The sequence below is a fragment of the Acinetobacter sp. 766875 genome (assembly GCF_000582055.1).
Classification (GTDB): Bacteria; Pseudomonadota; Gammaproteobacteria; order Pseudomonadales; family Moraxellaceae; genus Acinetobacter; species Acinetobacter nosocomialis.
In genome coordinates this window covers 1-25,197 of the sequence record NZ_JEXX01000003.1, presented here as the reverse complement: position 1 = coordinate 25,197, position 25,197 = coordinate 1, and the positions used below count along the sequence as shown (strand labels likewise).

The window sequence follows — 25,197 nt, the reverse complement described above, 5'->3', positions numbered from 1 at the left end:
AGTTCACGTAGTAATAGGAAAAGGGATTAAACCAATTTTGCTTCAGATGAATCATGATGCTCAATAAGCGTCTCATGACTTTCTTGAGCTGAAGGTAATAAAACTTTAAATGTTGTTCCTACACCTTCTTTGGAACTCACACTAATTTGCCCCTGATTAATCTCAATAAAACGCTTACAGAGACTCAATCCTAAGCCCGCACCTTTTTCCCCTGCAGTTCCTTTAAAGCTGGCTGTAATGCGTGGGTGAAATAAATTTGCCATTTGTTGTTCGGTCATGCCAAGACCTGTATCACGTACAGTGATTTCGACATTTGTGCCTGCTTGCTTCGCCTCAATGAACACTTTGCCAGAACCATCAACATCGGTAAATTTCAATGCATTTGAGACCAAGTTTTGGATCACCGAAGTCATCATATTAATATCGGCATAGATTTTTAGATCTTCGGAAACCGCATTTACCAATTCAATATTTTTCTTTAAAGCCAACGTATGCAGCACATCACAGACAATATTGCTCACTTGTCTAAGCTTGAAATTAATAGGGTGATAAACAAAACGCCCACCCTCTGCCATCGCCCATGTCAGCAAACTTTCCAGTAAGTTATAAGTCGATTGAGAAGTGTCATATAAATAGTCGGCAATATTTTGAATACTCGATTCATCCAGTGTTTCACGCTCTTTAGCCAACACTTCGGAGAAACCTAACAAGCCATGAAATGGTGCCCGCAAATCATGTGAAATAATAGAAAAGAACTTTGTTTTACTCGAATTAAGGGCGACTTGTTGCTCATAGAGTTCATTTAATTCTTCATAATTAAATTTCAACTCGATTTGTTGCATAAAACTAGAACAGTAATCGAGCAACAACTGAATTTGATCATTTTCAAAAGTGGTTTCACCGTCATCAAAGAAAACGGCAAACCCCATAGAAGTCTGGTCAGGCTGCACCAAATGGACAGCTAAGGCACGACCACACTCAATATTTAGCTCTTTTAAATAGTTGATTAAATTTTGATAAGAAGGATGATCGTGATGAATCACCTGTTGTTTAGCAAAACATTGTTTTAAGTGTCTTGAAGGTTTAAATGAAATAGCAGTCATGCCTTCAGGACAATGATGCCAGAAATAAGGTTCCTGATTAAAAGTGAGCAAAGCTTTTTGACACTTCAACAGGCGAACACTAAACCGGAAAAATTGCTCAATGTAGTTCTGCTCGGCATTTAATCCAAGTAATAGTGAAATTCTACAAGCACTTAATTGCTCGACCTGATGTAGTTCTAATCGCTGTGTCATGCCCGCCTCACAGATTTTGTCGTTGTTAGTCGGAACCGCTCTTTGAGAAATGTACTTATAATCATTATGATCTAATACAAACTTTAACACAGTACATTAAAAGAGCAACTTTCTTTTCGAAATAGAAATGTGAAGTTTCAATTAAAGGTTTTCAGATACATAAAGTGGGTATGCTTTAGAAAAATACAACAATTATTTGAAGGTGAGAAGTTGTAAGTAATAAGAAATAGAGATTCAAAAAGGTAAAAATTATCTTAAATCTTCTTATAAGTATTAAAGCTTAGCTTCGACTTAAATTTTAGCTTTAATAAATGCATTTCATATTTAAATAAAGTCTTCTTAAATTAAAAAAATCTTTAAGTTCTAAATGTATAAAAGATTCAAACCCAACCGTCAGAACTAAAGTAAGTAGTTCACAATTTCTTGAAGTCTATGAACTTTTTTATCCAACAAAAAACCCCTAAGCCGTTAGCTTAGGGGTTTTTGTAGAATCATAAGATTCTGAATCTTGGTCCCGAGGGTCGGACTCGAACCGACACGTCATCTCTGACAGCGGATTTTGAGTCCGCCGCGTCTACCAATTTCACCACCTCGGGAGAGGAAGTATGTTTGTGTTGCGTATATTAGCGCGTTTGTAAAACTTGTCAAACCCTAAGTGAATATTATCGTTCACTTTTAGATCATTTAAACATTTTTCATAATTTAGGCCAGAAGCACAGCCATAAAAAAGCGAAAAAGTTTATACTAGGCCCAATTTTTGCGGTGTTTTTTCCTAAATATGCAACTGTCTGACTTTTCCTTTGAATTACCCGATGAACTTATTGCCCGTTACCCTCTCGAATCACGTAGTGCTTCACGTTTATTGCATTTAGACGCAAAGGGTCAATATCACGATCACATGTTCACAGATATTATCGATCTGTTTGAAGAAGGTGATTTGTTGGTACTCAACGATACCAAGGTCATGAAGGCTCGTCTTAAAGGAAAACGTGCCACAGGTGGGGCTATTGAGATTCTGGTTGAGCGTATGCTGAACCACACCACAGCGTATTGCCATATTAAAGCGAGTAACTCGCCTAAAGCAGGAGCTGAGCTTTTTGTCGGTGCAGACAATATTCCTGTAATTGTGCGAGGCCGTCACGAAAACTTATTTGTCGTTGAGTTTTCACAGCCAATTTTACCTGTACTTGAGCAATATGGTCAGTTACCTATTCCGCCTTACTTTAACCGTGAAGCAGAAGAAATTGACACTGAACGCTATCAAACGGTTTTCCATAACCCAGAAAAAATTGCCAGTGTGGCTGCACCAACGGCAAGCTTGCACTTTGATGAAGAGTTGTTAGCAAAGTTAGATCAAAAAGGGGTTAAGAAAACGTTTGTGACTCTTCACGTCGGTGCAGGTACTTTTATGCCTGTACGCACTGATGACATTACCAACCATGTCATGCACAGTGAATGGTGTGATGTTCCTCAAGAAACCATTGATTTAATTTTAGCGACTAAAGCACGTGGCAATAAAGTAATTGCTGTTGGTACAACCGCAACGCGTGCTTTAGAAAGTGCAGCCCAAGCGCATGGCGGAAAAATCGCAGCATGGACTGGTGATACTCAAATCTTTATTTATCCGGGTTATGAGTTCTGTATCGTAGACCGTTTAATTACCAACTTCCATTTACCTGAGTCTACCCTGCTCATGTTAGTTTCAGCATTGTCAAATAGAGACAACATTTTGGCTGCTTACGAACATGCAGTTAAAGACCGCTATCGCTTCTTTAGTTATGGCGATGCAATGCTGATTGATAAATTAGAAGTTTAAAAATTAAAGCTGGGTTAAATCTTATTAGTTAATTTGAGGTTTAACCCAGCATCTATAATTAAAATAAAAATAGTCTTGGTATTTCTATTTATCTCTTTCAATTTAAAGGATAATCTAGGTTTAGCACTTTATGATAATCATCTCATTACCTTCATGCCAATTGATACCGTACAACAAGCACTTCATATAAGACGTAAAAAAAATACACAGGTCTTTCGTAATATTGCTCGACTTTGGGACGCGGGACAAAAGTCACAAACAGATCAAGAACTCTTAAACGCATTACATCCATGGCGTGAAGATCATAACCTGCGTTTTGTTAATGTATTACCGCATTTGTTAGGTATTTGCAGTATTACGACTTTATTATTTGGATACTTTCTTCATCCTCATATTCAATATATTTGGAGTCTGTTATGGGCATTTTTAACGGGTTTTCTGGCCTATTTGCTCTATGAACCGCAAAAACCTCTAGCCGAAGTCATTCACTATTTAGAAAAGCGTATGACTGCTTTACGTTATGGCTTACAGTTTCAATACTTACCCGCTTATCTTCCAATTCAAGCCCAACCCATTTTAGTCTTGAGCAGACTAAAACAATATTTTCCATTGTTTAATCGAGGCAATGAAGCGAATGAAATTACAGAGTTTGCTTCAGTGACATGGAATGATGGCATTACAAATCATCAAGTCCTGCTATTTAAATACCACTATGTAAATAATTTACCTATTCTTCAAGATCAAAACAGCGATAAAAAAATAGTAAAAGAGATTCATAAAGACTTATGGGGTGCTTTTATTTTTCAGATGCCAGCCTTAGGTATTGCTGTAAGTAATCAACGTTCTCGCTTTTTTGCACCCTACTTAAGCGAATGGCAAAGTACTGATATTCTGATTAACCAAAAGCTCAATATCTTCGGTACTGACCAGCACCAGTTAGCTAAAGAAATTAGTCCAAGTTTAACTTTAAAACTTCATGATTTTTTTCAACATTTTACCGGTGATTTAATTTATCATCAGGAAGAGCAAATATTATGTTATCTCGGTGAGCAAGATCTTTTTCAAACCACCAGCAAACGTAGTGAAATTCATGATATTCCAGCATTACGTGGACATTTACGTACCATGACCATGCCGCAATATGAAAAATTTCAACAATTAATGCTTAATTTAATTAAATAAATCTCTCGTAGTGCTGAACTGGCAACTTATAAAAAATAAGAAGTTAAAAGGCTCAACGAGGGAATAAAAATAAGAGGAGTGAAAATGAAAGGTTTATTCATTTTCTTGGGGATATTCGTTGTACTGATTGCATGGGGCATTCACATTCGTAACAGCATTGTGCGTTATTTTAACGCGACCAAACGCGCTTGGGCTGAGGTTGCAAATTTCGAACGCCAAAAAGTAAAAACACTTGAAGCATTAGAAACTACTCTCAATCAATATACTCAGTTCGAGAAGTCGACTCTAGAAAAAGTGACTGCCTTACGTCAACAAATTCTAAGTTTAAATGTCGACCATACTGATATTGCTCAATTACAGCAGATTGAAAAAATGAGCAAAGAGCTGATCCGCAGCCTAAATGTCGTAGTTGAAAACTATCCTGAATTAAAAGCAGATACACTCTATAGTAAAATGATGGATGATATTCAGGAACAAAACGAAAATGTTGGCGCTGCAATCAGCATTTTTAACCGCAATGTCGAAGTATTTAACAACCAGATTGAAGTGTTCCCAAATAACCTGATCAATACAATGACGTTATCTAAAAAAGCAATTCGTCCTTTTCGCGATAATTTGGCTACAGACAATTTTGACTACAAACCTAACTTTTAGTCTAAATAAAAAAGTGGTCATTCAATCGGAAAATTGACCTATTTTATAGCCAGCTACATTTAGTAGTAGAACTACTTGGCAGAATCAAGGAAAATAGCCCTCTTATTTTTAGGGCTATTTGTGTTTTTAAATTGGTCTTCCCGTTTAAAGCTCATAATGTTACAGCCCCTATTTAGCAGCGAACTGTTTTTTCGCCCTTGCACTGCCCTACGGTATTGCTTGCTATTGTTCAGGATTTTTAGATGAAGTTTGAAAAATTAGGTCAGTCGGGTCGTGCCCGTCGTGGTCGTTTAACTTTAGAACACGGTGTTGTTGAAACACCTGTTTTTATGCCAGTGGGGACTTACGGTACAGTCAAAGGCATGTTGCCGCGTGATATCGAAGATATTCAGGCACAAATTATTTTAGGTAATACCTTCCATTTATATTTGCGTCCGGGCCTTGAAGTAATCAAGCAACACGGCGGATTGCACGACTTTATTAAATGGAATAAGCCAATTTTAACTGACTCTGGCGGCTTCCAAGTATTTAGTCTTGGCGCTATGCGTAAAATTAAGGAAGAAGGTGTTACTTTCCGTTCTCCGATCGATGGTTCAAAAGTGTTTTTATCGCCTGAAATTTCAATGGAAATTCAGCATGTATTGAACTCTGACATCGTCATGATTTTTGATGAATGTACACCGTACCCTGCAACACATGAAGAAGCACAAAAATCATTACAGCTTTCTTTGCGCTGGGCAAAACGTTGTAAAACGCATCACCACGATGAGCTTAAAAATAAAAATGCCTTATTCGGCATTATTCAGGGCGGTATGTATGAAGACTTACGTGATGAGTCTTTAAATGGCCTTCTTGAAGTTGGTTTCGATGGTTATGCAATTGGCGGTTTATCTGTAGGTGAACCAAAAGAAGAGATGATCAAAGTTTTAGATTATCTTCCAAACAAAATGCCACATGACAAACCTCGCTATTTAATGGGCGTAGGTAAACCAGAAGATATCGTTGAAGCAGTGCGCCGTGGTGTCGATATGTTTGACTGCGTAATGCCAACACGTAATGCACGTAATGGTCATTATTTTGTCACTGATGGTCTGGTACGTATTCGTAATAGTAGATATCGCCATGACCAAGGACCACTTGACCCACACTGTGATTGCTACACATGTAAGAACTTTACCCGTGCTTATCTGTTCCACCTTGAAAAATGTGGAGAGATGTTGGCGTCTATGCTCGGTACTATTCATAACTTACGTTATTACCAACGTTTAACTGAAGGTATGCGTGACGCATTAGATAATGGCACTTTTGATGAATTTGTTCAGGACTTTTATGCCCGCCGTGGATTAGAAGTTCCACCTTGCCCTATCGATGAATAAGCGAGATTTGCGCTCAACCTCAAGACAAGGTAAATTGCAAAACGAATTAGGATTATGTCAGGTATCTGACTCATATTTTTTAACTTTAGGAAATTAAAATGAGCTTGTTCATTTCTACTGCACATGCAGCTCCAGCAGCAGCCCAAAGCCCTGGTCTTTTGCCAAACATTTTGATGATTGTTGTATTCGTTGCAATCTTCTATTTCTTAATCTGGCGCCCTCAAGCAAAACGCGCAAAAGAACACCGTTCTTTAATCGAAAGCTTAGGTGTAGGTAGCGAAGTTGTTTTTGCTGGCGGTTTAATGGGCAAAGTAACCAAACTTGAAGGTGACTATGCGGTTGTTGAACTTAACCGTGGTGTAGAAGTAAAAATTCAGCGTGCCAGCGTAATTTCTGTATTACCTGAAGGCACTCTAAATAACCTTTAATCATAAAACAGTCGTGCTTTAGCACGGCTTTTTCATTTAAGAAGAAAGCGAATGCGTTACCCTGCATGGAAATATTTACTGATTCTGGTTGTTCTGGTAGTCAGTACATTATACGCACTGCCTAGTCTATATCCGGATGAGCCCGCAGTTCAAATTTCCGGTGCCAAAGCTGGTACCCAAATTGATCAAAGTGTGGTGCAAAAAGCAGAGCAAATTTTAAAAACAGCAAATATTGCAAGCCACGATAATACTTTTACAAATAATGCTGCTCTCTTGCGTGTCAGCTCTTCTGAAGCGCAGTTAAAAGCAAAAGAAGTATTACGCCGTGACTTAGGTGATCAATACGTTGTTGCCCTAAACCTTGCACCAACTACACCAGAATGGTTGCAAAAAATTGGGGCTAAACCAATGAAACTTGGTTTAGACTTACGTGGTGGTGTTCACTTCTTGCTAGAAGTAGATATGGACAAAGCCATTTCCCAACGTATGGAAACCTCTGCCACTGATTTGCGTCGTCAGTTCCGTGAAAACAAAATTAAATTTAACAACCTTGCGTTAAATAATAATGTGATCACTGTTCAATTTGCTGACAACGCTGATCGTGATGCAGCAATGGATTTTTTACGCCGTAATGGTAATGAATATACCCAACAGGCATTAGCGAGCACGACAGGTTCTACCTTAAAACTCACTTATACTGATGTACGTCGTCAAGAAATTCAGGCATATGCAGTCAATCAGAACTTAACAACTCTACGTAACCGTATTAACGAACTTGGTGTTGCAGAAGCATTAGTACAAAGTCAGGGTAGCAACCGCATTGTCGTTGAATTACCGGGTGTTCAAGATACAGCAGAAGCTAAACGTGTTTTAGGTCGTACTGCTAACCTCGAATTCCGTTTAGTATCTGACTTAAATGATCAATATATTGACCCATATACGGGTAAATATAACGGTCAACCTTTACCTCCGGGTACAGAAGTTTTTGCTTATCAATCTTTAGATAGCGGTCGTCAGCTTCTGTTGCAACGTAACCGTATCTTGACTGGTGAACGTGTTCAAAATGCAAGTTCTGGCTTTAGCCAAGACTCTGGCGGTGCCGAAGTAAATATTACGCTCGACAGTGCTGGTGGTAAGCTCATGTCAGATGCAACCCGTAATGCTGTTGGTAAACGCATGGCGGTATTGTTCATCGAAAACAAGCAAAAGATTAGCTATGTTACAGATCCAAAAACTGGTGCTCAAACAGAAGTTCGTACACCATATACCGAATCTGTCGTCATTAATGCTGCAACAGTTCAAGCTGTTTTAGGTTCAACTTTCCGTATTACCGGTTTAAGTTCACCTCAAGAAGCATCTGAACTTGCATTGATGCTACGTGCTGGTGCTTTAGCTGCGCCAATGTACTTCGTTGAAGAACGTGTGGTTGGTCCAAGCCTTGGTCAAGAAAACATCGATAAAGGTGTACTCTCAACTCAAATCGGTTTCTTGCTCGTTGCAATATGGATGGTCGTGTTCTTCCGCGTATTCGGCTTGATTGCGAACTTTGCACTTGTATTTAACTTGGCAATGATTTTAACCGTTATGTCTTGGATAGGGGCTTCACTCACCTTACCAGGTATTGCCGGTATCGTTATTACTATTGGTATGGCGGTCGATGCCAACGTACTAATATGTGAGCGTATTCGAGAAGAAATGCTCTGGGGTGCCTCACCCAAACAGGCCATTGTGGCAGGTTATGATCGAGCCTATAACACGATCTTTGACTCGAACTTAACTACGTTCCTCGTTGCATTCATTCTGTTTGCAATTGGTACAGGTCCGATTAAAGGTTTCGCCGTAACATTAATGATTGGTATCGTATGTTCGATGTTTACTGCAATTACAGTAACACGCGCAATTGTACAAATCATTTATGGCAAACGCCGTAATTTGAAAAAGTTGAGCATTTAAGGAGATCTATGATGACTAAAGTGACTCAACAACCTTCAAAACAATATGGTCGTCCGGATGATGCAAAAATCATCCCGTTCATGAAGATTGCTAAACCAGCAGCAATCTTCTCGATCCTTATTACTTTAGCGAGTATTTTCTTTATCGCGACTAAAGGTCTTAACTTAGGTTTGGACTTTACAGGTGGTGTTTCTGCCGAGCTTAACTATGCGCAACCAGCAAATCAGTCTGAAGTTATTCAGGCTCTCGACAAAGCTGGTTTTAAAGATGCCGTAGTACAAACGCTAGGTAGTAATAAAGACTTACTCGTGCGTATGCCGGTACAAGAAGTTAAGGTTGAAGATCTTAATAACGCGATTACCAAAGCTGTGCAATTACCAAATAACGCTGCCGAAGTTCATAAAGTGGATTCTGTAGGCGGTCAAGTGGGTAATGAGCTTTATGTTCGTTCAGCTGGAGCGGTTGCTCTTGCACTTATCTTAATGTTGATCTACGTGACCATTCGCTTTGAGTTTAAACTCGCGATGGGTGCTGTAATGTCTTTATTCCATGACATCATCATCATTATTGGTGCTTTTGCATTATTCCAATGGCCATTTGACCTTACAGTTTTAGCTGCTGTACTCGCGGTGATTGGCTTCTCGCTTAACGATAACATCGTGGTATCAGACCGTATACGTGAAAACTTCCGTAAAATTCGCGGCGCGACTCCACGTGAAATCGTGGATATTGCCTTAACTGAGACTTTACGTCGTACTATTCATACCTCAATGACATTATTGCTTGTAGTACTTGCAATGATGTTCTTAGGCGGTGATGGCTTACACTGGTTCTCTGTTGCAATGTTTGTAGGTGTCTTTGTCGGTACTTATTCTTCGATTTATATCGGTACAGCATTTGCATTGTGGCGTGGTCTTAACCGTCAGGACTTTATCGTTCAGGTTAAACCTGAATTTGAAGATGAAATTCCTTGATTGTCTAAATAAGACTATAAAAAAACCGCGATTTATTCGCGGTTTTTTTTATTTGGTGCAAAATTTATTTACGGCGTAAAGCATCCGAAATTGCTTCAACCAATTGTTGAGAAATTTCTTGCTTCGATGCTTTTTCTAACTCACGCTTTTTCATATGGTAGCTTTGGGCAAAGAAAACAGTCATCGCATTTTCATCCGAAGCAAAACCAATATCGGCACGAGAAACATCGTTACATGCAATCATATCTAGCTTTTTAGCAACGAGTTTCCCTGCTGCATATTCTTCGACATTTTGCGTTTCGGCAGCAAAGCCCACCATAAATGGACGTTTTTCCTGAGCGGCAATAGTTGCCACAATATCCGGATTTTTTACAAGGGAAACATTCAGCTCATCCCCTGCTTTCTTAATCTTGTGCTCAGCCACTTCAGCAACGCGATAATCAGCTACTGCCGCTGTAGCAATGAAAATGTCACATCCGGTCTCAAGTGAACTCATGCTGACATCTAACATTTGTCGTGCAGATGCAACATTTACACGTTGAACACCATTTGGCGTATCTAAACTTACAGGACCAGCAATTAAAGTCACTTTTGCGCCCGCCGCATAACATGCAGCCGCTAAAGCAAAGCCCATTTTTCCAGTACTATGATTTGAGATATAACGAACAGGATCAATCGCTTCACGTGTTGGTCCAGCAGTAATCACAACTCGCTTACCTGCCAACAACCCAAATTTTTCAGCAATCGCACGTTGGGCTTGATGGAAATAACCCGCCACTTGCCTTGCAATTTCTTCCGGTTCCGGCATACGGCCTAAACCAACATCTCCACAAGCCTGTTCACCTGAATCTGGCATAATCACATGTACACCATCTTCAACTAGCGTTTGCAAATTACGCTGGGTTGCTTTTGCAGCCCACATTTGCTGATTCATTGCTGGTGCAACCCACACAGGTGCTTTAGTTGCTAAAAATAAAGTACTGAGTAAGTCATCTGCCAAACCATTAGCAAACTTAGCTAGGGTGTCACAGCTTGCCGGAGCAACCAGTAACAAATCAGCCCAACGAGCCAATTCAATATGGCCCATTCCAGCTTCAGCCTCTGGGTCTAAAAGCTCGGTATGTACAGGATTTCCAGAAAGAGCCTGAAACGTTAGAGGGATAATAAATGCTTGAGCTCCGTGTGTCATCACAACCCGAACGTCAAAACCATAATCTTTAAGACGACGGACCAAAATGGCACTCTTATAGGCAGCAATCCCACCTGTAACAGCTAAAACAATGTTTTTATGAGGAATAACACTTAAATCAAAGCTCACGAACAGGATACCTTTCTGTTGCAGTGGCGCTCACAATAGCATTAAATACGCGCAGACCCAAGATTGATTGGGCAAACAAAATAAATTTTTAAGCAGAATATTGCTGGGGAATATGAATACTTCTATTAAAAATTGGCCAGAACAAGAACGGCCAAGAGAACGGTTATTACAACAAGGCCCTCAAAGCCTTTCTGACTCTGAACTACTCGCGATCTTTCTTCGCTCAGGTTCACGTCAACATTCAGCAGTAGAGCTCGCACGTTTACTGATTCAACAGTTTGGTAGTCTAAACGCTGTTTTCGATGCATCTTACAATGAATTAGCTCAATTTAATGGTATTGGAGCTACCAAGTATTCCCAATTACTGGCCGTAAAAGAGCTTGGACGGCGTTATCTCGACTATCATTTTAGTCAAACTGAACTAAGCCTTCATTCTTCTCATTTAGTTCTAGATTATTTGCGTTATGAGTTAAAAGGTGAAAAACAGGAAGTCTTTGCGGTACTTTGCTTAGATGCCGAACTACGAAAATTGCATTTTAAAAAGTTATTTTTTGGTTCAGTTCAACACTGCGCCGTTTCAGTGAATCAAACCTTACGTTATGCCTTACAACAGCACGCTTGCCAATTGGTAATAGCTCATAACCACCCATTTGGTTCCGCACAGCCCTCTCTCGAAGATATTAAACTCACAGAGCAACTCCAGCAGGCTTGTCAGCTTTTAGAAATTCGTCTACTGGACCATTTTATTATCTCGCCAGAAGGTAGCTTTTCATTTGCTGAACAACAACTGCTCAACCCTACTTCAATAGCCGTTCAATGATATTGACAAAGCATCACTAAGCTTAGAATATCAAAAACAAAAATAGCGACGTTTAAAATAAAATGATTGTTCGTGAACAGCCCAGTATTTTTAAAGTTTTATTCTCTTGGCGAGGGACGATATTACCAAAAATTTTGCCCTCTTTAGGGGTGGTAATGCTGATTTCGGCAATCATTGGTGGGGTTGAATATATTAATCTCTACCGTTTTCCAGAAATTCCTTTAGTTGGCTTCACTTTAATTGGCGTCGTACTTTCTATTTTTTTAGGCTTTAAAAATACGGCGTGTTATGACCGCTGGTGGGAAGCACGGAAACTATGGGGTGTACTCATTGCAACTTCACGTCACTTTGACCGCGACTGTCGTATTTTAACTCAAGCCCGTCGTGAACGAGTCATTCATCACGTTATTGTGTTTGCAAATGTGTTACGTGACCGTTTACGCCGCCAAACGGCCAACCCAACCGAATTAATACAAACCAGTGGTATGAGTCAACAAGCATTGACTCAGCTATACCAACAAAATAATGCGCCGCAATATACGCTCAGTCTTATTCAATGGGAGTTATTACAAGCGCTTAAAGAAGGTGAAATCTCAGATATTATTTATGCTCAAATGAATAAAAATGTTGCAGATTTAAGTGTTGTACAGACTGGCTGTGACCGTATTGCAAATACTCCTATTCCTTTTGCTTATTCAGTCTTGCTCAACCGCACTGTTTACTTTTTCTGTTTTATGTTGCCATTTAGCTTAGGTTCTTTGCTTGGCTTAGCAACACCTTTACTGGTTGGAATTTTGGCATATACTTTCTTAGGTTTAGATGCCCTAAGCTCTGAAATTGAAGAACCTTTTGGTACTCAAAGTAATGATTTACCATTAGATGCAATGGTACGTAGTATTGAAATTGAACTTTTAGGAACACTGGGTAAACCAACACCTCCTCCAATTCAAGCTCAAGATAACAACTTACTCTAGGACATTATTAGAGAAAACGTTCCCAAATACCCAACTGATCACTCTTTGGCTTAGGCGTATTACCTAATTTAATCCATGGCATATTTTCACCATGAAAATCACTGCCAATTGAAACCGCCAGATGATGCTGATCAATCATACGATCAATCATTTGGCGAGTAGATAAAGGATCTACAGGCGGCGGCAACTCTACGGCGTCACCACCACAACTCGCAAATAACTCAATCAAATAGCGTGTATTAGTTGCAGATAAATCATAACGAGTTGGATGAGCTAAAACTGCCAAGCCTTTACTGTTATGAATAACCTCTATCGTTTCTTTTAAACCCAATCCTTCAAACTTTACAAAGGCACGCTTACCTTCTTTTAAAAAGCGGTCAAAAGCTTGTTGAGGACGACTCACTACATTCTTTTCAACTAAGGTTTTGGCAATGTGTGTTCTGGTAATACGGTCTGGTTGATTTTCAACTTTATCAAGCACATCCTGATAAATATCAAAGCCAATACACTTTTTTAATAGTTCACAAATAACTTCTGCTCTTTGTGCTCTAATTCTTTTTTGTTGTTCTAATGCTTCCAAAATTGGTGCTTCATCTTGCATGTTTAAAGCCACAATATGCACGCCATAGCTTTTTTTTGTGCTTGGTCTAGACCATTGGCTTGAGATCTCAACACCAGAAATAATTTTTAAATCATGGGCTTGCGCTGCTTTCTTTGCACGCTGTAAGCCATCCATTGTATCGTGATCAGTAAGCGCCAAGGTATGCAGCTTCACATCCACAGCAGCTTGCACCAGCAATTCCGGAGACAAAGTTCCATCAGAAATATTGCTATGTGTATGTAAATCTATGCCTTGCATCTTTTATACTATGCCATTCACCAAACCTGATCAGATACTCTAACATGAAAGCACTTCTGGACTTTGTTCCATTAATTATTTTCTTCTATTTATATAAAACTGTTGATCCTGCGAATGCTCATCACCCGTTGCTAAAATTGATCGGTTCCGCTGGCGGTGTAAATAACAATAATATTCTGGTCGCTACAACAGGCTTAATTATTTCAATGCTTATCGTGTATGGTGCTTTGTTCATCATTCAAAAATTCCGCCTAGATAAACAGCAGTGGATTGTACTGTTTATGACTGTTATTTTTGGTGGCATTACACTCATGTTAAGCGATGATTTTTATATTCGTTTAAAAGCTGCAATTTTGAACTTAGTATTTGCTGGTGCTTTCTTAGTTTCACCTTGGTTTGGTAAGGAACGTAAACCTCTCATTAAACGTTTATTTGATCCAATTTTAGAGCTAAGTGAAAAAGGTTGGAAAAATTTAAATTTCGCTTGGGCAGCTATGTTTGTCGTCATGTCTGGTTTACATATTTTCTTCGCGTTTTTATTTCATGGCGGAAAATATTGGGGTGAATTTACGGCATTTGGTGACATGATCGTCATGTTTTCATTTATCATTATTCAGTTCATTATTTTACGCAAACATTTTAAGTCAACAGATGCTTAATGTGATTTCGGTTTGATTATAGAGATACGATGACATGCCTTTTTTTGTTCTAAGCTGTACCGATAACGAAGGAACTCTAGAGAAACGTTTAGCAGTACGCCCTCAACATATCGAACGTTTACAAAAACTTGATGATGAAGGTCGTCTTGTTGCCGCTGGAGCTATGCCAAAAGATCCAAATGATCCACAGGCTGGCTTTTACGGTAGTACTATGATTGTAGAGTTTGATAGCCGTGAAGCTTTAGATGAATGGTTAAAAGAAGAACCATTTTTGAAAGAAGGCATTTATAGCCATATTGATGTCAAACCGTTTAATAAAGCATTTCCAAAAGGGTAAACGCATGCAGTTTGCAACCAAAAGCTTTCTTGGCTTGTGTTTGATATGTTCAACTGCTGGAGCAGTTGAACCTGCTGCGACACCAGCAACACCATCTACTGTGCCTTCAACTCAGGCGCCTAAACCAGCGCCTACTTCTGCAACTGTAGCCAAACCGACCGCTACAACGGCGGCAACTACAGCACAGCCGCTTACCGCAGAACAAATCGCAAAAAATAAGCAACAGCAAGATGCAAAAATCAAAGCTTTAGTTCAAGATCAGGCATCTCGTCTTAAACAGCTAGAACATGCAAATCTTGAAGCACTTGCACAAAACCAAGAGTTACAGCTAAAGAACGATAACTTGTCTGTTCAGGTACAAGTTTTACAAAGTGAACGTAGTGCTCAAATGTTCTTATATGGCGCAGTAACACTAGCAGGCGGCGTACTACTTGGTTTCTTTATCGCTAGTTATGTTTACACCAAACGTCGTCGTCAGTGGTAATTCTGAGCGACTTATTAAACCGAATGAACAAATCAAACCGTATACAAACTGCTGAGCTGGATTGGGAATCTATTGATGGTATTGAGGTTCCCATTTCCAAACAATTTGGTGATGTCTATTTTTCCAAAGATAATGGTCTGCTCGAAACAAGACATGTATTTTTAAATGGCAATGACCTATCAGAACGATTAGCTAATTTACAAGACTTTGAATATTTTAGTGTAGGAGAAACCGGGTTTGGTACCGGTTTAAATATTCTTGCACTCTGGCAGCTTTGGCAGCAGGTCCGTCCTAATAACCACAGCCATTTACATGCAATTAGCGTAGAAAAATTTCCTTTAAGCAAAGCAGATCTCATCCGTGCACTCGATGTATGGGATGAGCTTAAGCCACTTGCGAAACAACTTATTGAACAATATCCCTTGCCTATTGCAGGTTGCCATCGTTTAAGTTTTCCAGAAGAACGTTTTAGCATCGATCTATGGCTAGGAGATGCGCAAGATATTTTTCCAATTATGGTAAAAACGAAAGCAGTGAATGCTTGGTTCCTAGATGGTTTTGCACCTTCGTGTAATCCAGATATGTGGGAACAAAACGTTTTAAACAATATTGTACGTCTTTCTGACTATGGCACTACCTTCGCCTCGTTTAGTGTAGCTGGTATTCTCAAACGTGGACTAAAAGCTCATGGCATTGATATTTCACGTCCTCGCGGTTTTGGACACAAACGAGAAATGCTTAAAGCCGTTTGGAAATTACCTTTAAGTGAAGAAATTGCATCAGAACCAGATCTCATCCGTTCTCATTTTAAGCAGCATATCGCCGTCATTGGCGCAGGGATTGCTGGTTTAAGCACAGCTTGGGCATTTGCCGAACGTGGGCATCAGGTGACTCTATTCGAGCGTACAGCGCCTTTAGCAGGGGCTTCTGGCAACCCTTTAGCACTGCTCAATCCTAAATTATGCCCAATTGAACAAAGTCATGAACATCTAATGACTTTAAGCTGGCAACATGCGTTGAATTTCTATAAAAACTTTCAAGCATTTCGCCCAATTCAAATACAGCAAATGGCATTAAAAAATGCCCAAGATCTTCTCGATCTTGCTGATCAATATCCTGCTGATATTGTTACACATCAAACAAGCTCACTTGAATCGGACTATCCACACATTGTATTAAGCGAGGCCGGAGCAGTTTCTCCACACCAGTTACGTGATGAAATTTTGCAGCATTCAAGTATTGAGTTAAAAATTACCAATATCACAGCACTTGTTTCTTTTGAAAATAAAGTTCAATTAAAGAATGATAATGAAATCATTGCAGAGGCAGACCATGTTGTGGTGTGCTGTGCCCGAGAAAGTGCTGCTTTATTTGATAACTATCCTCCTTTAAAGCCAATACGTGGACAAGTAAGCTGGGTTGATAATTCTTTTGGACCTCTTCCTTTACACGAAGCGTATAGCTATGGCGGCTATTGCATGCAGCTTGACTCTTCTCAACTTATTCTAGGGGCATCTTTCTATCCAAACCGAGAAGATGAAGAAGTACAGCTTGACGATCATGTGCATAACTTTGAGTTAATCCACAGTGTCTTCCCTACTTATGCAAAACAATTACCACCTGTAGAACAATGGCAAGGTCGAGCAGCTGTGCGTGCTCAAAGTCCAGATTATTTCCCACTTGTAGGCAAAATGCAGAGTGAAAGCCGTATTTCTACCTTTGCAGGTCTAGGTTCAAAAGGTTTTTTATTTGCACCGCTTTGCAGTGAAATACTTGTAGCCCAAATTTTAGGTGAAGCTTGTCCTGTTCCAAAAAGCCTATTAAAGAAATTAAGTGCCGAGCGCTTTCAAAAGAAAGTTAAACCTAAGAAACCTTATTTCCAATCTCAATAGTGTACTTGAGAAAATTTTGTTCCAATAAAAAAGCACCCGAAGGTGCTTTTTTTATGCGCCCTGCTCTAGAGGTAAACCTGCATCACGAGCTGCACGCGTCCCCCCCATCAGCACGACATATTCACGCGAGGCATCTAAGTCTTCTAGTTTCTCAGCTGCACGAGGAGCTTTGCTACCACCACCACATAAAATATAAATCGGCTGATCCGCAGCGACCTGGTTCAAAATATCAGCATTTAAATCATTAATCGGGCGACTTACCGCACCTTTAACATGCCCTTCTGCATAAGCACTTGAATCACGGACATCCCAGATAACAGCGTTTTCTGGGAACTCAAATGTTGTAATTTCTTGTTTACGGATCATTGTGCACTCCTTTGATGTAAACAACACTTGGCAAATGAAGAAAACCCTCTTAGCATCTCAAATATTCTTTCACTTTGTAAAGGTCTAAACTATGCCTTCTTTCGATATTGTTTCTGAATTAGAGTTATTTGAAGTTAATCATGCGGTTCAAAACACACAAAAAGAGATTGCAACACGCTTTGACTTCCGTGGTCACGATGTTTCTATCGAATTAAATGAAAAAAATAAAGAGATTAAAATCAGTACAGAAAGTGATTTCCAGTGTGAACAAGTTTATAACATGTTAGAAAATCATTTTTATAAACGTAAAATTGATGTGCAGGCACTTGATCCACAAAAAGCTGCTGCGTCAGGTAAAAATTTTGTACAAGTCATTAAGCTTAAAGATGGTCTTGACTCTGATACAGCAAAAAAAATTAATAAAGCCATTAAAGAAAGCGGTGTTAAAGTGCAATCTTCTATTCAAGGCGACAAAATCCGTGTGACCGATAAAAAACGTGACACTTTGCAACAAGTCATGACTTTTTTACGTGAACAACAATTCGGTGTGCCATTACAGTTTAATAACTTTAAAGATTAATATCTTTTAGCGACATTCAAAGTTAAGGTAATCCCATGTCTCAATCCAATCGACTATTAAAACTGGTAAAAGCAACTTCAAAATTTCCTAAAGGTGTTCGAAGTACGCTTTGGAGCAAGGCATTTGGCCGTATTGTGCCAATGGTGGGTACAGCAAATATTCGCTATCTAGAAGTAGATGTAAACCATGTAACTGTTCGTTTAGAGAACCAGAAAAACATGCAGAATCATATTAAAGGTGTACATGCGGCAGCAATGGCACTTTTAGCAGAGACTGCAACAGGTTTTTTAACGGGTTTACATATTCCTGATAACCGCATTTTATTAATCAAATCATTACATGTTGATTATTTAAAAGTTGTTGAAGGTGGTTTGACAGCAACAGCGACTCTCTCTGCAGAACAGCAAAAATATATTGCTGATCATGAGAAGGGTGAACTTGTTATTCCGGTTACCGTTATTGATGATGCGGGTAATGAACCGATTCAATGTCAAATGCTGTGGGCATGGTTACCTAAACGTAAGAAATGATAACTAATCTAAAATATTTTTAGATTGATATTTACCTCAAGATATAAAACTATAACTTTATATCTTGAGGTCACAATGAAAAAAATACTGATCCTATCCTCGTTATTTACCAGTTTTATATTTACAGCTGTGACGACTCACGCTGCCGAACCCACAAATAAAACCAATAAAATTGTTCAAACAAAAACTGAGTCAATCGATAAAATAAGTGCTCAAAATAAAAAAATAGTAGTCGACTTTTATGAAGGTGTCTTTTTAAAACATCAAGTTAAAGAATATGCCGACCGTTATATTGGTCATCAATATATCCAACACAATCCCAACGTTCCTGATGGGAAGGCTCCTTTCGTGAATTTCTTTACTGAGAAATTCCAAAAAAATCCACAAGCAAAAAATGAAATTAAGCGCGCAATCGCTGAAGGTAATCTGGTGGTTTTACACGTCCACTCTACGGAAAATGACAAAGATAGAGGCAGAGCAATTGTTGATATTTTCCGTGTAGAAAATGGAAAAATTGTAGAGCACTGGGATGTTATACAAAACATTCCCGAACAAAGTAAAAACTCTAATACAATGTTTTAGTTTTAAAAATTAAACTATTTAAAGAAAAATTAAAGCCTGAATACTGATATTCAGGCTTTAAATGTTTTATTGAGTTTCTAAAAACTTCTGCTTCGCTTCTTCAGGAATTTGACGCTTATTACCTTTTACATCAACAGCAACAAAGGTGAACACCCCTTCGGTGATACGAATTGGAGCACGAGAATCATCATGACTGTCCCAAACTTCAATTTGCATTTGAATAGAGGTATTACCTACTTTTAAGATTTTGGTATAGCAGCTAATCACAAAGCCTACTTTTACCGGAACCAAAAAGGTCATCTGATTAATGGAAATCGTGGCACAACGTCCACGACTAAAACGCTCAGCGTGAATTGCTCCAGCCAAGTCCATTTGTGACACGATCCACCCACCAAATACATCACCGCTCCAGTTTGTATCTGCTGGCATGGCAATCGTTTGTAAGGATAAAATTCCTTCTGGTTTGGTATAAGCTTCTGACACCTTAGCTCCCGAAATTCGTTTGAAGTTGTTGATCTAGCCACTGCTGCAATTCAGGAGCACGTAATGCGCCGCTCATTCGAGCAACTTCTGTGGTTTTATTCATTAATACAAGGGTAGGAATACTTCTCACATTAAATGCTTGGCTTAAGCGAGGAGACTCTTCAGTATTAATCTTGGCAAAAATAACACGTGGATTCTGTTTTGCTACTTGCGCAAAATGTGGCGCCATCATTTTACAAGGTCCGCACCATTCTGCCCATAAATCTATCAAAATAGGCAGATCACTATTCGTGATATAGTTACTAAAGTTTTGTTCATTTAACTCAATCGGTGCAAGCGGAAGTAATGGCTGATGGCATTGGCCACAACTCGGTTGCGCACTAAGTTTTTCCTCTGGAACTCTATTTTTTGCACCACACGATGCACATACAATAATCATTTACATCACTCCTATATGTTGATGTAAAAATTCTAATTGGGTCGTCACTGCTTTTTCAAACCATGCGCCGTGATAGAAATCAAAATGTTTCATATCCCACTCATGATAACTCACAAAAGGAGCAATATTGGTCGCAGCTTCACGACTAGACTCAATTGGAATTAAAGAATCATGCTGAGCAGCAATAAATAAAACTGGGATATTAATCTGACGGACGAGTTGAATTGGACGGTAACGCATCAAATTAAAAAAAACACGCGCAGGGACTTCGCCACTCCAATAATAATCTGGATTCACAATCGACAAATATCCATAGTAACTATCTGCTGTTGGCATAAAACATAATTTAAATTGGTCAACAACAGGTAATCTCTTGGGATTAAGGCCCATCTTAGAGCCCATATAATCTTGGCTCGACAACTTTAAAGCTTGGGGATAACGCTGTAATGGATATAGTTTTGCTGTTTCAGCACCGTCTACATATGGAATTTGTACCATAATGGCCTGAATATTTTTTAATTCAGAAGCTAAACTTAGAGCATATCCACCACTTAAAGATGTTCCCCACAATACAATCCTTCTATTATCGATAAGCTTACAGGTGGAGGCGTATTGAATTATGGTCTTCCAATCCTCTAATTGAGAATTGATAGAAATCATTTCTCGGGGCTTACCTGTACTCCCACCCCAATATCGATAATCAAATAAAATCACAGCATAGCCTGCCTGTGCAAAACGCTGTGCATATTGGATAAGCTTGAATTGACGCAATCCGGCAAAACCATGTGCCATGATAATTACCGCAGATTTATTATTTGTTTTTGGAATATAAAAGTCAGCTGCGATCATTTCCTGATCACATGGAACATATAAAGGCTCAACCGTATAAGCGTGCATATGTGCTCCGTGGCATTATGGTCGAAGTAATGAATTTACAAAAAACATCCTGATCGCCTTTTAAAAATCTATAGTTGTTCTTTTACATAACTTTTATCTATGTAGGAACAACGTTTTAGTGTCTTGTATCTCAGGTTAAGCTTAATGCTATGATACAGCATAAGAGGTTTTATTAAATTTTGGAGTGACGAAATGTCAGATAATGTTGGTTTCGCAGGTCAAATTGGTCCAGAACATGTAGATCAAGTTGTAGAAAAAGGCTTTAAATCTATTATTAATAACCGTCCGGATATGGAAGGCGGTCCAGAACAACCAACAAGCGCTCAAATTGAAGAAGCAGCACGTCAGGCAGGACTAGATTACGTTTACCAACCTGTAGTTGCAGGTCAAATTACTGAGCTTGATGTCCGTACTTTTGCAAATCACTATAATGAACTTCCAAAACCTGTTCTCATGTTTTGCCGAACAGGAAACCGCTCAAACAATCTTTATCAATTAGCAAAACAAATGGATTTATTAGACGATTAAATTATTGAATGAGCCAACGACAAGCTCTATTTTTCCTTAAAAGTAGAGCTTTTATTAATAAAAAGAATATATATAACTGTATCAATTCAACATATATATAAATAATTTTCAGCTAAAGTATTCAAATCACATTAAATTTCTCAGTTCTCTTATGAATAAACTTATATTTTTATTGGTCAGTTGTCTTATTCTTAGTGCATGCTCATCTATGCAGGTCCGGCCTACCGTAGGTGTTAGTATGGGAACAAGTATCTAATACAAACTTCTTAATATAAATATCGTGAGCAACCTCATGAAATATATGTTATTTTATAAAACTAAAAATTATTTTAAATAACATATCATTTTATATGGGGATAATGATGAAACTTACTCAAGGGGTATGTGGGGTTACTTTAGCTGTTTTTTTATCAGCTTGTGGTGGGGGAGGTAGTGGAGGCTATTATGATCAAAGTTCAAGTTCTGATTCAACAACAACGCCAAATACACCTTCAAAAAATCAGGAACTTGCTACTTCTGTTTTAAATAGTGTAAAGCAAGAAGGAAAATATTTATTTGGTGCCTATGATCTTAATGATGAAAATTTATCAAAAGGTTATATCGATCATGCATTAGATACTTTCGCACAAGGACCTTTAAAGTTAACTCTCGATATTAGAAAAGTAGATCTCACTAAATTTTCAGATCACTATCGTGACAAATGTTTTATTAATAGTACTACAGACTATCGCGCCTGCTACGTTTTTAAAGGGGAAGAAATAAAATCATTACTTACAGGTTATAATGATTGGGATTTTGATATTACAGCAGATGATTTAAAGAATATTAAACTCGCGTCTGACAATATCTCTCCAAATCTACAGGATTATCAATCTAATACCAGAATTTATATTTTTGAAAATGAAAATAAGGATAAAAATTTCCAAGATATAACTATTACTGGAGCTTTTGCATATCCATTCCAACAATCATGGGGACTTCAACAAACCAAACAAAAGAGATTTGTATTAATTAACTCAACGACAAGCGATTATAAAATTACCACAACGACTACTGTTCAAGATCCACAAACAGGTCAACCAACTGAAAAAGAAGTCACTACAGGTGCAATGAGCGTATATAAAGATAATACATCAACTGATGGTGATCTATATGTAATTCAAGGGGGATCTGGTTTTAACGTACTTATCAATGATAACCCTAATGTTCCTTACGCAGAACCAATTTCATTTGTTGTAAATTCGACTCCTGGGAATACGAATAATGCAACATATCAAGTGAAACTCAATGGTAATCAAGTATTGAGTTTACCAAGTATTACTGGTATTGAAGGAAGTCGCGTTGAGAATCAATCTCCAACAACGAATACACAGAAATTTAATGGTAGCATCTATCTGGAAGGACAAAATATTTTCACTTTTAAACAGTCTTCGAATGGAACTATATTAAATTTCAAACATGTAATTAATAGTATAAATATTGAAGGACAGTCTATTAATCAAAATGGAACTGTTTCAACTGCTTTAAAATCACCTTTTGAGCAAAAATTTACATTTTAAAGCTAAATAATTAGAACTAAACCCTCTGTTCAAGAGGGTTTTTCTATATATTCTAAATATCTATTAGCATAGCTTAATCACAATGTTCGATATAATTATCATTGGCGCAGGTACTGCTGGTATTAGCGCATATAAAGAGGCTGTTAAACATACCAATAATATTTTAATTATCAATGATGGGCCATGGGATACAACTTGCGCACGTGTAGGGTGTATGCCAAGTAAAGTCCTCATCTCTACAGCAAATCGTATGCATGACCTCCAAAATGCTCAAGAAGTTGGGTTAAATGCTTTTGTAGACATTAATACTGATCAGGTTATGGAACATGTAAGAAACTTACGTAACCGTTTTACAAAGGCGACTCTCAAAGATGTAGACCAATGGCCAACTGAACATAAAATTTCAGGTAAAGCCCATTTTATTGATTCAGAAACTATTGAAGTAAATGGTAAACATTATCAATCAAAAAGCTTTATTCTGGCAGTTGGTTCCACTCCTAATTATGATCAAACATGGAAACAAGAATTAGGTGATCGCCTTATTACCACAGACCAAATATTTGAATTAGATACTCTACCTAAATCTCTTGCCGTTATTGGAAGTGGAGTAATTGCTCTTGAGATCGCACAAGCTATACATCGATTAGGCGTGGAAACAACTATATTTGCTCGTAGTAAAAGAATTGGAATATTTACTAGCTCTAAATTACAGCAACTTGCTCAAGAAGAGTTAAGCAAAGAATTAAACTTTTTATTTGAGACATTACCAGCCGAAGTTAAGTCTACTTCTGGTGGCGTTATATTAAATTATAGAATCAATGGAGAAGAAAAGTCTCTTCAAACTGAGTATGTGCTATCCGCGACAGGTCGTTCAAGCTTATTAGATAACTTAAAACTAGAGAATATTGATAAATCATTTCAGGATATTAAGTTATTGCCTATAAATGCGAAAACAAAACAGCTAGATAACTATCCAATTTTTACTGCTGGGGACGCTTATACTTCAACGCCATTACAGCATGAAGCTGCACATGAAGGTAAAAAAGTTGTTTATAACTGTTTGAATTATCCACAGGTTAATTCAGTTAAGACTCTTACTCCATTAGGCATAGTATTTAGTCATCCAGAAATGGCAATTGTGGGACAAAGTTATAAACAACTAAAAGACAATGGAATAGATTTTGTCACAGGTGAAGCATCTTACGAAAGACAAGGAAGAGCTATTGTTCTTGGAAAAAATAAAGGAGCTATTGAAGTTTATATAGAGCGAAAAAGCCATAAACTACTTGGTGCCGAGTTATTTACTGAGGCGACAGAACATATGGCTCATCTCTTAAGTTGGATCATTGGTGAAGAATTAACTTTAAATGATATTTTAGAGAAACCTTTTTATCATCCAACTCTTGAAGAAGGTTTACGCACTGCCCTTAAACATGCACGCAGGCAATTAAAATAATTATTCTTAGAAGGTTTTGCTTAATTAAAGTTAACTCTCTATATCTCTAAAATAGAGTAACTGTGCAAATTTGTTTTTTTAGGAACTGAGTTTTCTAGAATTTTCTTATTCCGCGCAATAAAAAACACCCCCAATTTTAGTTGGGGGTGTTTAGAATAATGAGCTGGCGATGACTTACTCTCACATGGGTAACCCCACACTACCATCAGCGCTAAGAGGTTTCACTTCTGAGTTCGGGAAGGGATCAGGTGGTTCACTCTTGCTATGGTCGCCAGCACAACTGTTTATGGATACTTGCTTTGGTCTTATTGTTTGCCGAAGCGTTTTCCAAATCTTTACAGACTGGGCTGATTGAATCTGACTGTGTTCATTTTATCTAGTGTTATAACTAAATCAAGTTTGTTTGTAGATTTATGAATCGATTGATGCTTTATATACAACTGCTTGGGTGTTGTATAGTCAAGCCTCACGAGCAATTAGTATTGGTCAGCTTCACATATCACTATGCTTCCACATCCAACCTATCAACGTCCTAGTCTCGAACGGCTCTTTAGAGGAATAAATTCCTAGGGAAATCTTATCTTGAGGTAGGCTTCCCGCTTAGATGCTTTCAGCGGTTATCCCTTCCGAACATAGCTACCCGGCGATGCGACTGGCGTCACAACCGGTACACCAGAGGTTCGTCCACTCTGGTCCTCTCGTACTAGGAGCAGATCCTCTCAAATTTCCAGCGCCCACGGTAGATAGGGACCGAAC

At 38.4% G+C, this 25,197-nt stretch carries 26 protein-coding genes, 1 tRNA gene and 2 rRNA genes; 19 read left to right on the top strand and 10 right to left on the bottom strand.

Going from position 1 to position 25,197, the window contains the following annotated elements; translation table 11 throughout:
• Positions 1 to 26 precede the first annotated feature (26 nt).
• Positions 27 to 1,295: a sensor histidine kinase gene (locus tag J576_RS04225; protein ID WP_002051341.1), complete on the bottom strand. Its 1,269-nt coding sequence runs from the start codon at positions 1,293 to 1,295 to the stop codon at positions 27 to 29.
• Positions 1,296 to 1,804: 509 nt separating this feature from the next.
• Positions 1,805 to 1,891 (bottom strand) — tRNA-Leu (locus J576_RS04220).
• Between the two features lie 182 nt (positions 1,892 to 2,073).
• Here J576_RS04220 and queA point away from each other — a divergent pair.
• The 7 genes from queA to secF all read left to right on the top strand — a co-directional run bounded on the left by queA (position 2,074) and on the right by secF (position 9,678).
• The gene (gene queA / locus J576_RS04215) at positions 2,074 to 3,111 is read left to right on the top strand and encodes a tRNA preQ1(34) S-adenosylmethionine ribosyltransferase-isomerase QueA (protein ID WP_002051097.1); all 1,038 of its coding nucleotides are present in this window, start codon (positions 2,074 to 2,076) and stop codon (positions 3,109 to 3,111) included.
• Between the two features lie 153 nt (positions 3,112 to 3,264).
• The gene (locus J576_RS04210) at positions 3,265 to 4,293 is read left to right on the top strand and encodes a hypothetical protein (protein ID WP_002051288.1); all 1,029 of its coding nucleotides are present in this window, start codon (positions 3,265 to 3,267) and stop codon (positions 4,291 to 4,293) included.
• A gap of 84 nt (positions 4,294 to 4,377) precedes the next feature.
• Complete coding sequence (locus tag J576_RS04205; RefSeq protein WP_002051381.1) at positions 4,378 to 4,947, top strand: LemA family protein; 570 nt, start codon at positions 4,378 to 4,380, stop codon at positions 4,945 to 4,947.
• Between the two features lie 242 nt (positions 4,948 to 5,189).
• Positions 5,190 to 6,323 carry a tRNA guanosine(34) transglycosylase Tgt gene (gene tgt / locus J576_RS04200; RefSeq protein WP_002051247.1) on the top strand — a complete coding sequence of 378 codons (1,134 nt, stop codon included), beginning with the start codon at positions 5,190 to 5,192 and terminating at the stop codon, positions 6,321 to 6,323.
• A gap of 98 nt (positions 6,324 to 6,421) precedes the next feature.
• Positions 6,422 to 6,751: a preprotein translocase subunit YajC gene (gene yajC, locus J576_RS04195; protein WP_000051669.1), complete on the top strand. Its 330-nt coding sequence runs from the start codon at positions 6,422 to 6,424 to the stop codon at positions 6,749 to 6,751.
• Between the two features lie 51 nt (positions 6,752 to 6,802).
• Entirely contained in the window at positions 6,803 to 8,704 is a 1,902-nt protein-coding gene (gene secD, locus J576_RS04190) for a protein translocase subunit SecD (protein WP_002051326.1), read from the top strand.
• Positions 8,705 to 8,712: 8 nt separating this feature from the next.
• On the top strand, positions 8,713 to 9,678 hold the full coding sequence (gene secF / locus J576_RS04185) for a protein translocase subunit SecF (RefSeq protein WP_006580293.1): 966 nt from the start codon (positions 8,713 to 8,715) through the stop codon (positions 9,676 to 9,678).
• 64 nt (positions 9,679 to 9,742) lie between these two features.
• Here secF and coaBC read toward each other — a convergent pair whose 3' ends face one another.
• Positions 9,743 to 10,996 carry a bifunctional phosphopantothenoylcysteine decarboxylase/phosphopantothenate--cysteine ligase CoaBC gene (gene coaBC / locus J576_RS04180; protein WP_002051412.1) on the bottom strand — a complete coding sequence of 418 codons (1,254 nt, stop codon included), beginning with the start codon at positions 10,994 to 10,996 and terminating at the stop codon, positions 9,743 to 9,745.
• A gap of 100 nt (positions 10,997 to 11,096) precedes the next feature.
• On the opposite strand from coaBC, the gene radC reads away from it, so the two are divergent.
• Together radC and J576_RS04170 are read left to right on the top strand one after the other, a co-directional pair.
• On the top strand, positions 11,097 to 11,816 hold the full coding sequence (radC, locus tag J576_RS04175; RefSeq protein WP_081400975.1) for a RadC family protein: 720 nt from the start codon (positions 11,097 to 11,099) through the stop codon (positions 11,814 to 11,816).
• Between the two features lie 62 nt (positions 11,817 to 11,878).
• A complete protein-coding gene (locus J576_RS04170) occupies positions 11,879 to 12,790 on the top strand; it encodes a bestrophin family protein (RefSeq protein WP_004711921.1) in 912 nt (303 codons plus the stop codon).
• Between the two features lie 7 nt (positions 12,791 to 12,797).
• On the opposite strand, the gene J576_RS04165 is transcribed toward J576_RS04170, so the two are convergent.
• Positions 12,798 to 13,649 carry a PHP domain-containing protein gene (locus tag J576_RS04165; protein ID WP_002051475.1) on the bottom strand — a complete coding sequence of 284 codons (852 nt, stop codon included), beginning with the start codon at positions 13,647 to 13,649 and terminating at the stop codon, positions 12,798 to 12,800.
• Positions 13,650 to 13,693: 44 nt separating this feature from the next.
• On the opposite strand from J576_RS04165, the gene J576_RS04160 reads away from it, so the two are divergent.
• From J576_RS04160 to J576_RS04145, 4 genes are read left to right on the top strand one after another with little or no spacing between them, the layout of a single operon-like run.
• Entirely contained in the window at positions 13,694 to 14,308 is a 615-nt protein-coding gene (locus J576_RS04160) for a septation protein IspZ (protein WP_002051143.1), read from the top strand.
• Between the two features lie 34 nt (positions 14,309 to 14,342).
• Positions 14,343 to 14,645 carry a YciI family protein gene (locus J576_RS04155; RefSeq protein ID WP_002051453.1) on the top strand — a complete coding sequence of 101 codons (303 nt, stop codon included), beginning with the start codon at positions 14,343 to 14,345 and terminating at the stop codon, positions 14,643 to 14,645.
• A gap of 4 nt (positions 14,646 to 14,649) precedes the next feature.
• Positions 14,650 to 15,129, top strand: coding sequence for an SH3 domain-containing protein (locus tag J576_RS04150; protein WP_002051472.1), 480 nt, complete (start codon positions 14,650 to 14,652; stop codon positions 15,127 to 15,129).
• A 23-nt stretch (positions 15,130 to 15,152) separates the two neighbouring features.
• Positions 15,153 to 17,021: a bifunctional tRNA (5-methylaminomethyl-2-thiouridine)(34)-methyltransferase MnmD/FAD-dependent 5-carboxymethylaminomethyl-2-thiouridine(34) oxidoreductase MnmC gene (locus tag J576_RS04145; protein WP_002051398.1), complete on the top strand. Its 1,869-nt coding sequence runs from the start codon at positions 15,153 to 15,155 to the stop codon at positions 17,019 to 17,021.
• A gap of 51 nt (positions 17,022 to 17,072) precedes the next feature.
• On the opposite strand, the gene J576_RS04140 is transcribed toward J576_RS04145, so the two are convergent.
• Positions 17,073 to 17,387 (bottom strand): rhodanese-like domain-containing protein, encoded by a 315-nt coding sequence (locus J576_RS04140; RefSeq protein WP_002051246.1) that lies wholly within the window; start codon positions 17,385 to 17,387, stop codon positions 17,073 to 17,075.
• A gap of 91 nt (positions 17,388 to 17,478) precedes the next feature.
• Between J576_RS04140 and J576_RS04135 the strand changes: the two genes are divergently transcribed.
• From J576_RS04135 to J576_RS04125, 3 genes are all read left to right on the top strand, one after another.
• On the top strand, positions 17,479 to 17,967 hold the full coding sequence (locus J576_RS04135) for a YajQ family cyclic di-GMP-binding protein (protein WP_002051423.1): 489 nt from the start codon (positions 17,479 to 17,481) through the stop codon (positions 17,965 to 17,967).
• A 35-nt stretch (positions 17,968 to 18,002) separates the two neighbouring features.
• Positions 18,003 to 18,497, top strand: coding sequence for a DUF4442 domain-containing protein (locus J576_RS04130; RefSeq protein WP_002051154.1), 495 nt, complete (start codon positions 18,003 to 18,005; stop codon positions 18,495 to 18,497).
• Between the two features lie 75 nt (positions 18,498 to 18,572).
• Positions 18,573 to 19,079: a nuclear transport factor 2 family protein gene (locus J576_RS04125; RefSeq protein WP_002051498.1), complete on the top strand. Its 507-nt coding sequence runs from the start codon at positions 18,573 to 18,575 to the stop codon at positions 19,077 to 19,079.
• Positions 19,080 to 19,145: 66 nt separating this feature from the next.
• Here J576_RS04125 and J576_RS04120 read toward each other — a convergent pair whose 3' ends face one another.
• From J576_RS04120 to J576_RS04110, 3 genes are read right to left on the bottom strand one after another with little or no spacing between them, the layout of a single operon-like run.
• Entirely contained in the window at positions 19,146 to 19,562 is a 417-nt protein-coding gene (locus tag J576_RS04120) for an acyl-CoA thioesterase (RefSeq protein WP_002051216.1), read from the bottom strand.
• 1 nt (position 19,563) lies between these two features.
• The gene (gene trxC / locus J576_RS04115) at positions 19,564 to 20,001 is read right to left on the bottom strand and encodes a thioredoxin TrxC (protein WP_002051446.1); all 438 of its coding nucleotides are present in this window, start codon (positions 19,999 to 20,001) and stop codon (positions 19,564 to 19,566) included.
• Positions 20,002 to 20,898 carry an alpha/beta hydrolase gene (locus J576_RS04110; protein WP_002051327.1) on the bottom strand — a complete coding sequence of 299 codons (897 nt, stop codon included), beginning with the start codon at positions 20,896 to 20,898 and terminating at the stop codon, positions 20,002 to 20,004. It abuts the gene before it with no gap.
• Between the two features lie 192 nt (positions 20,899 to 21,090).
• Between J576_RS04110 and J576_RS04105 the strand changes: the two genes are divergently transcribed.
• The 3 genes from J576_RS04105 (at position 21,091) to J576_RS04095 (ending at position 24,441) form a co-directional block, all read left to right on the top strand.
• Positions 21,091 to 21,426, top strand: coding sequence for a protein tyrosine phosphatase family protein (locus tag J576_RS04105; RefSeq protein WP_002051574.1), 336 nt, complete (start codon positions 21,091 to 21,093; stop codon positions 21,424 to 21,426).
• A 362-nt stretch (positions 21,427 to 21,788) separates the two neighbouring features.
• Positions 21,789 to 22,985 carry a hypothetical protein gene (locus J576_RS04100; RefSeq protein ID WP_002051320.1) on the top strand — a complete coding sequence of 399 codons (1,197 nt, stop codon included), beginning with the start codon at positions 21,789 to 21,791 and terminating at the stop codon, positions 22,983 to 22,985.
• A gap of 82 nt (positions 22,986 to 23,067) precedes the next feature.
• Positions 23,068 to 24,441: a dihydrolipoyl dehydrogenase gene (locus J576_RS04095; RefSeq protein WP_002051538.1), complete on the top strand. Its 1,374-nt coding sequence runs from the start codon at positions 23,068 to 23,070 to the stop codon at positions 24,439 to 24,441.
• 161 nt (positions 24,442 to 24,602) lie between these two features.
• On the opposite strand, the gene rrf is transcribed toward J576_RS04095, so the two are convergent.
• Together rrf and J576_RS04085 are read right to left on the bottom strand one after the other, a co-directional pair.
• Positions 24,603 to 24,717: ribosomal RNA gene (gene rrf / locus J576_RS04090) — 5S ribosomal RNA — on the bottom strand.
• A gap of 179 nt (positions 24,718 to 24,896) precedes the next feature.
• Positions 24,897 to 25,197: ribosomal RNA gene (locus tag J576_RS04085) — 23S ribosomal RNA — on the bottom strand; the annotation flags it as partial.